8 protein-coding genes and 2 pseudogenes are annotated in these 11821 nt (G+C 63.0%); 4 read left to right on the top strand and 6 right to left on the bottom strand.

Annotated elements, in window-relative coordinates:
* Positions 1-67: 67 nt before the first annotated feature.
* Both B2V21_RS14390 and B2V21_RS14385 read right to left on the bottom strand, forming a co-directional pair.
* Positions 68-2593, bottom strand: a complete 2526-nt coding sequence (locus tag B2V21_RS14390) for a sulfite reductase flavoprotein subunit alpha (protein WP_286917196.1) — start codon at positions 2591-2593, stop codon at positions 68-70.
* Between the two features lie 160 nt (positions 2594-2753).
* A complete protein-coding gene (locus tag B2V21_RS14385; RefSeq protein WP_286917195.1) occupies positions 2754-5063 on the bottom strand; it encodes a TonB-dependent receptor in 2310 nt (769 codons plus the stop codon).
* Positions 5064-5268: 205 nt separating this feature from the next.
* Here B2V21_RS14385 and B2V21_RS14380 point away from each other — a divergent pair, with 205 nt between their 5' ends.
* Both B2V21_RS14380 and B2V21_RS14375 read left to right on the top strand, forming a co-directional pair.
* Positions 5269-5949, top strand: coding sequence for a Fe2+-dependent dioxygenase (locus tag B2V21_RS14380; RefSeq protein WP_049861177.1), 681 nt, complete (start codon positions 5269-5271; stop codon positions 5947-5949).
* Positions 5946-6704, top strand: coding sequence for a tetratricopeptide repeat protein (locus B2V21_RS14375; RefSeq protein ID WP_286917194.1), 759 nt, complete (start codon positions 5946-5948; stop codon positions 6702-6704). Before B2V21_RS14380 ends, B2V21_RS14375 begins: the two co-directional genes overlap by 4 nt.
* A gap of 41 nt (positions 6705-6745) precedes the next feature.
* Here B2V21_RS14375 and B2V21_RS14370 read toward each other — a convergent pair.
* Positions 6746-7880, bottom strand: a pseudogene (locus B2V21_RS14370) (type III PLP-dependent enzyme).
* A 348-nt stretch (positions 7881-8228) separates the two neighbouring features.
* Positions 8229-9098: an isocitrate lyase/PEP mutase family protein gene (locus B2V21_RS14365; protein ID WP_043192893.1), complete on the bottom strand. Its 870-nt coding sequence runs from the start codon at positions 9096-9098 to the stop codon at positions 8229-8231.
* A 228-nt stretch (positions 9099-9326) separates the two neighbouring features.
* On the opposite strand from B2V21_RS14365, the gene B2V21_RS14360 reads away from it, so the two are divergent.
* Both B2V21_RS14360 and B2V21_RS14355 read left to right on the top strand, forming a co-directional pair.
* A complete protein-coding gene (locus B2V21_RS14360; protein ID WP_286917193.1) occupies positions 9327-10544 on the top strand; it encodes an MFS transporter in 1218 nt (405 codons plus the stop codon).
* Positions 10545-10560: 16 nt separating this feature from the next.
* A pseudogene (locus tag B2V21_RS14355) lies at positions 10561-10751 on the top strand (VapC toxin family PIN domain ribonuclease); the annotation flags it as partial.
* Positions 10752-10824: 73 nt separating this feature from the next.
* On the opposite strand, the gene B2V21_RS21615 reads toward B2V21_RS14355, so the two are convergent.
* Together B2V21_RS21615 and ychF are read right to left on the bottom strand one after the other, a co-directional pair.
* Entirely contained in the window at positions 10825-10935 is a 111-nt protein-coding gene (locus B2V21_RS21615; protein WP_414708403.1) for a DUF933 domain-containing protein, read from the bottom strand.
* 35 nt (positions 10936-10970) lie between these two features.
* Positions 10971-11821, bottom strand: an 851-nt coding sequence (gene ychF / locus B2V21_RS14350) for a redox-regulated ATPase YchF (RefSeq protein WP_286917192.1), incomplete at its 5' end; no start/stop codon positions are given.

The raw sequence follows: 11821 nt of genomic DNA, 5'->3' as shown, positions 1-11821 counted from the left end.
GGCGCAAGCCGCGTCCGGCCTTGACGCGGTTTTCCAGATACACCGCACGCACCGCCGACGCGGTGGGTCAATAGACGTCGCGGCGGTAGCGGCCGGTTTCGATGAGGGCGTCCAGGCGGTCGCGGCCCAACACCTCGGTCAGCACCTGATCCACGCCGCTGGCCATCCCCTGCAGGCTTCCGCACACGTAGATCACCGCGCCGTTCTCCACCCATTCCAGCAACTCGTCAGCCGCCTCGCGCAGCCGATCCTGCACGTACATCTTGTGCGCCTGATCACGCGAAAACGCCACGTCCAAGCGCGCAAGGTCACCACTGGCCAACCACCCCAGTAACTCCTCCCGGCAATGAAAGTCATGGGCTCGGTTGCGTTCGCCGAACAACAACCAGTTTCGCTGTTGTCCCTGTTCGATGCGTGCTTTGAGCAAGCTGCGCAAGCCTGCCAGACCGGTACCGTTGCCGATCAGAATCACCGGCACCGGGGCCTGCGGCAGATGAAACCCTGCATTGCGTCGTAGGCGCAGGCTGACCGCGCCATGCAGTTCAGCGTGCTCGGTCAGCCAGCCCGAACCCAGCCCCAAACTACCGTCGTCGTGCCGTTGCTGACGCACGATCAGTTCCAGGCGACCGTCGCCGGGCAGGGAGGCGATGGAGTACTCGCGCACCGTGATGGGGATCAACGCGTCTACCAGCGCCTGCGCATGCAGCCCGACCAGATGACTGCGGCTGGCCGGAAGCTGGCGGCTGGCCAATGCTTGCCCCAGCGGCTCCTGCAGGCCATCGACCCAGACCGGGGTCGACGCCTCCAGGCCCAGCCCTGACAGGCACTGTTCAATGGCCAGGCGGCCGTTGCGCGGCAGCACATCGACCAGATCGCCAGCCTGCCACTGGGCTTGGCCATCGTCGCGCAAAGCAATGCGGTAGACCGGATCGCCTGAGCTGCCGGGGTTCAACAGCTCGCGTTCGACCAAGCTCCACGGGCTGAATGCCGGGGCCTGCCACACGGCCTGGGCCACACCTCCAGTAAGCAGGCTCAGTTGCTGCTGCCACTGCTGCAAAGCCGCCGGGTCGGCATTGTCCACCTCGATCGAGGCGAACAGCGGCTGCGCACCCCGGGCATCGAGCCATTGATCGAGACGGTGGGCGAAACCGCAGAACTGCTGGTATTGCCGGTCACCCAGGGCCAGCACCGCGTAGCGCAAGCCGGGCAGGGCGCAGGCGCTGCCCAGCACCTTGCGCTCGAAGCCGCGGGCGGTGTCGGGCGCCTCGCCGTCGCCGAAGGTGCTGACCACGAACAAGGCCCTGTCAGCCTGCTGCAACTGCGCTTCGTCCACTTGAGCCAAGGCGCGGACCTGAACGCTGTGCCCGGCCGACTGCAATTGCCCGGCGGTCTGCCATGCCAATTGTTCGGCGAAACCACTCTGGCTGGCGAAGCCGACCAACCAGCCTGCTGAGGCATCGTCCTGCACGTTCAAGGCACCGCGCGCCAGGCGCACCTGGCGCTTCTTGCGGCGCCGATCCAGGTACAGCAACCAGCCGGTGATCAGGAACAACGGCATCGTCAGGCTGGCCAGCATCATCAGAATGCGCCCGACCAGCCCGAAGTAGCTACCCACGTGCAGGGCATAGATGCTGGTCAGCAGTTGCGCCTTCAGCGACTTGTCTTCGTAACGCTGGATGTCCTTGACCTGCCCGGTGCCGGGGTCGAGGCTGAGCAAGCCGAAGGCGCGGTCGTGCGGCGAATCCTTGCGCAGGTAGAAGACCGTCGCCGGTAGCCCGACATTGCCGGGAATGCGCACATTGATCACGCTCAGTTCTGGCCCGACCGCTGCGCGAATACTGGCCCACAGTGCGTCGTAGTCGACCACTGGCGCCACGTCGGAAGACGAGGCAGTGCGCCGTTCGATGCGCGGGGCGGTGGGGGTGTCGGAGAGCATCCTGTTGACGGCGTTGCCGAACCATTGATACGACCAGGTCAGGCCGGTCAGGGCAGCGAGCAGATAGAACAGCAGGCACCAGGTACCGAACACCGCGTGCAGGTCCCAGTTGAAGGCGCGACCTTTCTTGGCCCAATCCAACGTGAGCCAAGTGCGCCAGTTCAATGCCTTGCGCGGCCAGCGCAGGTACAGGCCCGAGAGGCAGAAAAACACCAGCATCAGGGTGCAGGCCCCGGTGATCTGTCGCCCTGTGCCGCCCATGGCCAGGAAACGGTGCAGGTCCAGCATCAGGTCGAAGAAACCTTCGCCGAACACTTCGCTCTGCAATTCTCCGGTGTACGGATCGAAATAGGCCGATGGTCCACGCCGCTGTCCCGCCGGCGGAGTGAAGGACACCCGTGCGGCGCTGCCCTCGACCAGGTCCACGCGCAAGGCAGCGACCTTGCTGCCCTGGCGCCGCTCGAGAATCTCCACCAGCTGCGCGGCAGGCAGGATCCCCGTGTCGCGGATCTGCACCGTCAGGCTCTGCGGGTTGAGCGCGCGCAGAATTTCATCCTCGAACGAATAACTCGCGCCGGTGATGCCCATCAGGGCCAGCACCAGGCCACCGGTGATGCCGAAAAACCAGTGCAGCTGGAAGAGGACGTTCTTGATCACGGATCACCTTGAGCGGGCCAATCGAAAGGAAGGCGGACGGCATTATGCAGCACGCGCTGAGAATCGGTCTCAACCGTACCAATTCCGTTCATTGCCGTTGCGACGTAAAAACGCCCTGCGTCGCGTGAACGAGCAGGGCGCAGAAACGGCCAGGCGGCCTCTAGAAGTGGAAGTTGGTGCTCAGCAGCGCCGTACGGCCCGCTGCCTGGTTGGCGAAGTGTGTGCTGAAGGCCTTGTCGTAGTAGGTCTTGTCGGCCAGATTCTGCACGTTCAACTGCACATCGAAATGCTTGTTGATCTTGTAGCTGGCCATGGCATCCAGGCGCACGTAGCTGTCGACCATCGTGGTGTTGGCAAGGTTGCCGAACACGTCATCGACGTAGAACGCGCCGCCGCCGATGGTCAGCTTGGGCGTCAGGTTGTAGGTGGTCCACAGGCTGGCACTGTTGTTCGGCGTGTTGGGCATCTGGTTGCCGTTGTTCGCCGCGCCCAGCGGGCCGTTGTCCACCACCCGTGCTTCCAGGTAGCTGTAGCCGGCAAACACCTGCCACTGCTCGGTGAGCTTGCCGGACGCCGACAGCTCCAGGCCGTCGACACGGGTCTTGCCGGCGTTCTCGTAGGCGTAGGTATTGGTCTGCACCCGGGTGTTGTCTTTCTCGGTGCGGAACAGCGCGGCGGTCAGCGACAGACGCTGGTCGAACAGATCCCACTTGGTCCCGATTTCGTAGTTGGTGGTTTCCTCAGGCTCCAGGTCACTGCTCAGCAGGTTGCCGGCGCGGTCCGGTGCACCACCCAACGGGTTGCCTTCCATGCCTTCACCGACCAGCGAGCCGGGTGGCGTGGCGGACGTGGCATAGGACACATAGACGCTGCCGTTCTCGGCCGGTTTCCACACCAACCCCAGTTGGCCGGTGACGAACTCGCTGGTGTCCTCGCTCTTGGCCGTGGTGACGCCGGCGGCGGTGAAAGTGCGGTAGTCGGTTTCGAAGTGGTCGTAGCGCAGGCCGGCGTTCACCTGCCATTGCGGGCTCAGCTCCAGCGTGTCGAACACGTAGATCGCCCGCGTCTTGCTCGACGTATCGGTACCGGCATAGTTGCGGGCAATGGCGCCGTTCCACGGATCGTCCGGGTTGGGATTGGCCAGCGAGGTGCAGTTGTAGCCACTGGAGACGATGCTGCCCAGGCTGCAGTTGCTGCTGGAACCGGCGGTACGCGGCGTGGTGTCGGTGTTGACGGTGTAGCTGCTGCGGTCGCTGTCTTCGCGGCTGAACTCGATACCGGTCGAGAAGCTGTTCTTGAATCCGGCCACATAGAAATCGCCGAACAGGTCGGTCTGGTTGGTGGTGGTCGCGGTATTGCCGACGCGGCTGTTGGCCCGGCGCCAGACGCTGCCGTTTCTGACGTTGCGCTGGCTATCGTCGGGCTGGGTGAGGATGTAGTCCTGCATGGTATTGCCGTGGCGCAGGGTGTTCTTCACGGTCAAGGCGTCGGTCAGATCGTGCTCGATGGCGAAGGTGGCGATGTCGCTGCGGGTCTTGCGGAAATCACGGTCGCTCAGGCCATAGAAGTTGCTGCTGCGACCGCCGTCCTGCGGCGTGTCCGGATTGGCCGAGGTACGGCCCGCGTTCCCGGCAGCCGGAATGCTGTAGGGAATGCCCGAGTCGGGCAGGTCATCGCTCTCCAGGTGGTAATAGTCGAGGAAGACCCGCGTTTCGGTGCCCAGGCCGAAGGCCAGCGACGGCGCGATGCCCCAGCGGTCGTAGTCGACCTGATCGCGGCCGGCCACGTTGCTCTGGTGGCTCATCAGGTTGAGTCGCCCGGCAGCGCTGTCGCTGAACTGGTAGTTGCCGTCCAGGGTATAGCGCTGGGTCTGGTCCGAACCCCAGGTGAAGCCGCCGTCCAGCGAGTCACCCAAGTGTGCCTTCTTGCTCACCAGGTTGATCGTACCGCCGGCGGCGCCACGGCCGCCAATGGCCGAGTTGGGCCCCTTGCTGACCTCGATGGATTCCACGGCGAAGATTTCCCGGCTCTGCGCGCCGGCATCGCGTACGCCATCCAGGTAGGTATCGCCCTGAGCATCGAAACCGCGGATGAAAGGCCGGTCGCCCTGCGGGTTGCCGCCTTCACCGGCACCGAAGGTAATGCCGGGCACGGTGCGCAAGGCATCCTGCAGGTTGAGCGCGCCGGTGTCCTTGATGACCTGTTGCGGCACTACCGTCACCGAGCGCGGTGTGTCCACCAGCGGCGCGGTGTACTTGGTGGATGAGGCACGTTCGGTCTGATAGGACGTCGGCTCCTGGGCCTCCCCCGTGATGCTGGTGGCACCCAGCGACAGCGGAGCGGCCTTGGCCTCGTCGGCGTCAGCCGCGTACGCGGTGGGCGCTACGCAGGTGGCGCCCAGGGCCATGCCGATGGCAGAGGCAAGCAGCCGTGGCGATGAGTCGGGAATGAAATGGTGTTGGCGCGACATGATGGAAACCTTCCCCAAGGTTATGAGGCGGCGGAGAATAATGTAAGTGAATATTTGTAGCAATTGCGAAATATTGCTATTCGCGAAGTACTTACATTCTTTACAATTTCCCGCGCAGTTTTCGTCCCATTCTCACGACCGCACCCTTGTGCTTCGGCAATGGGAATCAATACCATTGCTGCCCCTCGGCCTGCGGTGAATTTCCATGCTCCTACACATTCCCGGATTGTTCGCGCGCGACGAAGTGCTGCGCATTCGCCAGGCTCTGGAGCAGGCCGACTGGGCGGACGGCCGAATCACCGCTGGCCACCAGTCCGCGAAGGCCAAGCACAACCTGCAACTGCCCGAGGGCCATCCGCTGGCCGTGGAAATAGGCGCCGCGCTGCTCGAACGCCTGTGGGCCAATCCGTTGTTCATGTCGGCGGCGTTGCCGAACAAGGTCTTTCCACCGCTGCTCAACTGCTACACGGCAGGCGGCAGTTTCGACTTCCACATCGATAACGCCGTGCGCCAGGCCAAGGGCGGCGTGGAACGCGTGCGCACCGACCTGTCCTCGACGCTGTTCTTCAGCGATCCGCAGGATTACGACGGCGGTGAACTGGTGATCCAGGACACCTTCGGCACCCGCGAGGTCAAGCTGCCCGCAGGGGATCTACTGCTGTATCCGGCCACCAGCCTGCACAAGGTGCGCGCCGTCAGCCGCGGCGCCCGCTTCGCGTCTTTCTTCTGGACGCAAAGCCTGGTCCGCGAGGACAGCCAACGTGCGCTGCTGTTCGAGATGGACGGCGCGATCCAGCAATTGACTCGTGATGTCCCCGATCATCCGTCATTGATCCAACTCACCGGCACTTATCACAACCTGCTGCGGCGTTGGGTGGACGTATGAGCGCCGACTGGCGCCTGCGTCGCCTGGAAGTCCTGGACAACGAACAACTGCAGGCGATGCTCACCGCTGAACCGCGCAAGGCCGCACAGGCGCTGGTGATCGCCGCAGGGCAGGGCGTTGTCAACGCCCAGGCGCTGCTCGGGCAGATCCTGCTCGATGGCCGCGGTATCGAACGCGATGCAGCGCTCGCGGTGAAGTGGTTTGCCATCGCGGCCCATCATGGCCACCCCATGGCGCACAACATGCTCGGGCGCTGCCACGAGCACGGTTGGGGTTGCGAGGCCAACGTCGAGCGTGCCGCCGGGCATTATCTGCAGGCGTCGCAGGCAGGGCTCGACTGGGGCCTGTACAACCTGGCCAACCTGCTGGGCACCGGGCGCGGCATCGGGCTCGACCATGCGCGGGCCTTCGCGTGCTATCTGCAGGCGGCGACCATGGGCCATGCCAAGTCCATGAATCTGGTCGGCCGCTATCTTGAACAGGGGCTGGTGGTCGGTGCTGACTTGCCCAAGCCAAAGGTGTGGTACATGCGTTCGGCGCAGGCAGGTGATTTCCGCGGGCAGTTCAGCCACGCCGCGATACTGGCGGAGGAGGGGGATGTCGACACGGCGCTGATCTGGCTGCATCGAGCTCTTGAAGGCGGGAACAGCAATTTTCTACGCAGTAGTGTGGCGGTGCTGGAGCAGGCCAGGCAGCCAGCCATCAGAGCGATGGCAACGCTCTATGCGCAGCGCCTGCAGGCGCTGGAACAGTAGACCTGCAGACAGCCGATGGCTGCCCGCAGGTTACCGGTGCATCAGATGTAGAACGACTTCAAGGGCGGGAAGCCGTTGAATTCCACCGCGCTGTAACTGGTGGTGTAGGCACCGGTGGACAGCCAGTACAGGCGGTCACCGATGGCCAGGTTCAACGGCAGGCCGTACTTGTAGTGCTCGTACATGATGTCGGCGCTGTCGCAGGTCGGCCCGGCGATCACCACTTCTTCCATCTCGCCTTTCTTCTCGGTCCAGATCGGGAACTTGATGGACTCGTCCATGGTTTCGATCAGGCCGCTGAACTTGCCTACGTCGGTGTACACCCAGCGCTCGACCGCGGTGCGCGATTTGCGGGCTACCAGTACCACTTCACTGACCAGGATACCGGCGTTGGCGATCAACGAACGGCCGGGCTCGAGGATGATTTCCGGCAGATCGTCACCGAAGTCTTCCTTGAGGAAGCGGATGATNNCGGGTGATGTAGTTGGCCGGGAAGCCACCGCCCATGTTGATCAGCTTGAGGACGATGCCGTCTTCTTCCTTGAGGCGTTCGAAGATCACCTTGACCTTGGCGATCGCCGCGTCCCATACGCTGATGTCGCGCTGCTGCGAGCCCACGTGGAAGGAGATGCCGTAGGGCACCAGACCCAGGTCGCGCGCCAGGATCAGCAGGTCCATGGCCATGTCGGTCTGGCAGCCGAATTTGCGCGACAGAGGCCAGTCGGCCGTGGTCGAGCCTTCGGTGAGGATCCGCACGTAGACTTTCGAACCCGGGGCGGCCTTGGCGATGTTGCGCAGGTCGGCTTGGGAGTCGGTGGCGTACAGGCGCACGCCCTTGTCGTAGAAGTAGCGGATGTCCTTGGACTTCTTGATGGTGTTGCCGTAGCTGATCCGCTCCGGGCCCACACCCTGGTTCATGACCTTGTCCAGCTCGTAGATCGAAGCGATGTCGAAGTTCGAGCCTTTGTCGCGCAGCAGGTCGATGATTTCCACGGCCGGGTTGGCCTTGACCGCGTAATACACCTTGGCGAATTCGAAACCGGCGCGCAGGTCATCGTAGGCCTTGCTGATCATGGCGGTATCGATGAGTACGAAGGGGGTTTCTTGCTTGTCGGCGAAGGCCTTCATCTTGTTGAAGGTATCGCGTGCGAAGTAGTCTTCGACGTTGATCGACATGCTAGGGACTCCTGGTGGCAAACGTCGTGAATATAAATGGGCTCAAATGACCATCCTCCGTATCCCCACTTTGGTTCGCCTACTTCCCAAGGCATGTCGGGCGAAAGCAAAAAGGCCACGGAAAGCTGCTTTCCGATGGCCTGTTGTCTCGTCGTCAGTACTTGAGCCGGATGGATCGTTTCCAGCATGGACGGTCGGCGCGAACTGTAGGGCGTGGACGGCTTGAGAGCAACTAAAAATGTCGCCTTTTCGTACGTGGCCGATGGGGCCGGTAGCGGAACCCTTCGGCGGTTCCCTTTTAACCGACCCACATGACCGCATGATGTTCCCGCCCCGGCGCCCCGCCGGTCATTCCTTCACGTTCATGAACTCCTTGGCCCAGCCGACGTAGCTCTCCGGGTGGGTGTAGGTGTGGGTCAGTTCGGTGGCGCTCAGGTCGGTGCTCTTGCTGAACTGCTGGCGCTGTTCGCGCAGCGAATCGTAGGTGGCCTTGATGGCCGCGAAATAGGCACCGTGGCCAGCCACCACGACCCGCACACCCAATGCCGCCAAGCGTTCGTCGTCGTGCAGCGCCGGATTGCCGTAGGTCACCAGCATCAGCGGCACGCTGAGGTTTTCGGCGATCTGCTCCAGGTGCTCGAAGTCCTTCACGCCAACCATGCAGATGCCGTCGGCACCAGCGGCTTGGTACGCCTGGGTCCGGCTGATGACTTCCTGGGTGGAGAGCACACCGGCATGGGTACGGGCGATGATGGTCAACTCGGGGTCGACCCGAGCCTCCAGCGCCGCGCGGATCTTGCCAACGCCCTCGGCCACCGAGATGAGATCGGTGGAACGGCGGCCGAACTGCGCCGGCAGCAAGGTATCTTCGATGGTCAGCGCACCGATGCCGGCACGTTCCAGCTCCACCACCGTACGCATGACATTCAGCGCGTTGCCATAGCCGTGATCGGCGTCGGCGATCACCGGCAATTGCGCGACACGACCGATGCGCGTGGCCTGTTCGGCGAACTCGGAGAGGGTGATCAGGGCGAAGTCGGGAGCGGCAAGCACCTGCAGCGAGGCCACCGAACCGCCGAGGATACCGACCTCGAAGCCCAGGTCGGCAGCGATGCGGGCGGACATCGGGTCGAACACCGAAGCGGTGTGATAACACTGTTTTGAAGCAAGCAGCTCACGGAACTGGCGACGCAGGGCCGTGTGAGAAACTTTGGGCATGATCGCTCCTGATTCTGGCGAAACCCCATTGCCTCATGCGGAGGGTTTCTGGAACTTTATCGATTCTTCATGGGTTTTTAGTGACTGGCGCCAGTTTATCACCGCCCGGTCGTTGTTGTATTCGTTGACGCCATTGAGCCGTGCCAGTTTCACCTGCGTCGGCAACTGGCGACGAGGCACGCAAAATGGCAGAGTGTCCGGCCATGCCTGCCTGCCAACGGAATCCCCATGGCCACCCCCACAACAACAAGCAACCCTGCCAGCGTGCCCGGCGCGGCCCAGACCAGCCCATTGGTCATGCGCATCCTCGGCGCCTGTGCGCTCGCACACCTGGTCAACGACCTGATCCAGGCCGTGCTGCCGTCGATCTACCCCATGCTCAAGGCCAGTTACGGCCTGACCTTCACCCAGGTCGGCCTGATCACCCTGACCTTCCAGGTCACCGCTTCGCTGCTGCAGCCCTGGATCGGTTTCTACACCGATCGCCATCCCAAGCCGCTGTTGTTGCCAGCGGGAATGGTCTGCACGTTGGTCGGCATCATGCTGCTGTCCACGGTCGGCAGCTTCCCGATGATCCTCCTGGCATCGGCCCTGATCGGCATTGGCTCCTCCACCTTTCACCCGGAAACCTCGCGGGTCGCGCGCCTGGCTTCGGGAGGACGCTTCGGTCTGGCGCAGTCCACCTTCCAGGTAGGCGGCAACACCGGATCGGCCTTCGGCCCGCTGCTGGCGGCCGCCATCGTCATTCCGTACGGCCAGGGACACGTGGCCTGGTTCGGTCTGATTGCAGTGTTCGCCGTGGCATTGCTGTACGCAATCAGCCGCTGGTACCGCGGCCACCTCAACCAGTTCAAGGCTCGAGCCGGCCAGCGCGCCACCCATGGCCTGTCCAAGGGGCGGGTCAAGGCGGCGCTGGTGGTGCTGGCGCTGCTGGTGTTCTCCAAGTATTTCTACATGGCCAGCTTCACCAGTTACTTCACCTTCTACCTCATCGAAAAGTTCGACCTCTCGGTGGCCAGCTCGCAACTGCACCTGTTCCTGTTCCTCGGCGCAGTGGCGGCCGGCACGTTCTTCGGCGGCCCCATTGGCGACAAGATCGGCCGCAAGGCGGTGATCTGGTTCTCGATCCTGGGGTCGGCGCCGTTCACCCTGATGCTGCCCTACGTCGACCTGTTCTGGACCAGCGTGCTGAGCGTGGTCATCGGTTTCATCCTGGCCTCCGCCTTCTCCGCCATCGTGGTGTATGCGCAGGAGCTGGTGCCAGGCAACGTGGGCATGATCGCGGGCGTGTTCTTCGGACTGATGTTCGGCTTCGGTGGCATCGGCGCAGCGCTGCTGGGCCATCTGGCAGACATACACGGCATCGAGTACGTGTACTGGCTATGCTCGTTCCTGCCGCTGTTCGGCATCCTCACGATCCTGCTGCCGAGGACCAGCAAGGTCTAGCGAATGCGAAGTTCGGTCGATCGCCGCTGCCCACACCGGGCAGCTACGTGCCGAGCTGACGCGATCGGGTACGCCGATCGGAGCATACGACCAGATGATCGCCGGACATGCTCGTTCCAGAGGATTGATCCTGGTCAGCAACACTACGAGAGCGTCGTGCGCGTGCCAGGGCTTCGGCTCGAAGATTGGGCAACGGCCGAAGCCTGAACGCAAAAAGCCCCGCATCGCAAGGCGACAGCGGGGCTTTCAGGGGACGCGCGAAGCGGTGTTGCAAACCGACTCAGACGTTGAAACGGAAGTGCATCACGTCACCGTCCTTGACGATGTACTCCTTGCCTTCCAAACGCCACTTGCCGGCTTCCTTGGTACCGGCTTCGCCGTTGTACTGGATGAAGTCGTTGTAGGCGATGACTTCGGCGCGGATNNTCAGACGTTGAAGCGGAAGTGCAGGATGTCGCCTTCCTGGACACGGTATTCCTTGCCTTCCAGGCGCAGACGTCCCGCTTCCTTGGCACCAGCTTCGCCCTTGTACTTGATGAAGTCGTCATACGCGATGGTTTCGGCGCGGATGAAGCCCTTCTCGAAGTCGGTGTGGATCACGCCGGCGGCTTGGGGTGCGGTAGCGCCGATCTTCACGGTCCAGGCGCGGACTTCCTCGACGCCTGCGGTGAAGTAGGTCTGCAGGTTGAGCAGGTCGTAGCCGGCACGGATGACGCGGTTCAGGCCAGGCTCTTCCAGGCCCAGGGCCTCGAGGAACATGTCCTTCTCTTCGCCATCGTCGAGCTCGGCGATTTCGGCTTCGATCTTGTTGCACACCGGCACCACGATGGCGCCTTCTTCTTCGGCAATGGCGCGTACCACGTCCAGCAACGGGTTGTCTTCAAAGCCGTCTTCGGCGACGTTGGCGATGTACATCACCGGCTTGGTCGTCAGCAGGTGGAAGCCACGGATCACGGCCTTCTCGTCGGCGCCCATGTTCTTCATCAGGCTGCGGGCCGGCTTGCCCAGGGTGAAGTGGGCAATCAGCTGCTCCAGCAGGCCCTTTTGCACCACGGCATCCTTGTCACCGCCCTTGGCGTTGCGCGCGACCTTCTGCAGTTGCTTCTCGCAGCTGTCGAGGTCGGCGAAGATCAGTTCCAGGTCGATGATCTCGATGTCGCGCTTGGGGTCGACGCTGTTGGAAACGTGGATCACGTTTTCATCTTCGAAGCAGCGCACCACGTGGGCGATGGCGTCGGTCTCACGGATGTTGGCGAGGAACTTGTTGCCCAGGCCTT

Origin of the sequence: Pseudomonas sp. UBA6276 (genome assembly GCF_002438365.1) — a bacterium.
Classification (GTDB): Bacteria; Pseudomonadota; Gammaproteobacteria; order Pseudomonadales; family Pseudomonadaceae; genus Aquipseudomonas; species Aquipseudomonas coleopterorum.
This window is presented reverse-complemented; position numbering and strand designations above follow the sequence as displayed.

Excerpts from the sequence above, each read along its gene's own strand:
- B2V21_RS14375 (WP_286917194.1), top strand. The coding sequence starts at position 5,946 with ATGAGCGCCGACTGGCGCCTGCGTCGCCTGGAAGTCCTGGACAACGAA.
- B2V21_RS14365 (WP_043192893.1), bottom strand. The coding sequence starts at position 9,098 with ATGCCCAAAGTTTCTCACACGGCCCTGCGTCGCCAGTTCCGTGAGCTG.
- B2V21_RS14380 (WP_049861177.1), top strand. The coding sequence starts at position 5,269 with ATGCTCCTACACATTCCCGGATTGTTCGCGCGCGACGAAGTGCTGCGC.
- B2V21_RS14360 (WP_286917193.1), top strand. The coding sequence starts at position 9,327 with ATGGCCACCCCCACAACAACAAGCAACCCTGCCAGCGTGCCCGGCGCG.
- B2V21_RS14385 (WP_286917195.1), bottom strand. The coding sequence starts at position 5,063 with ATGTCGCGCCAACACCATTTCATTCCCGACTCATCGCCACGGCTGCTT.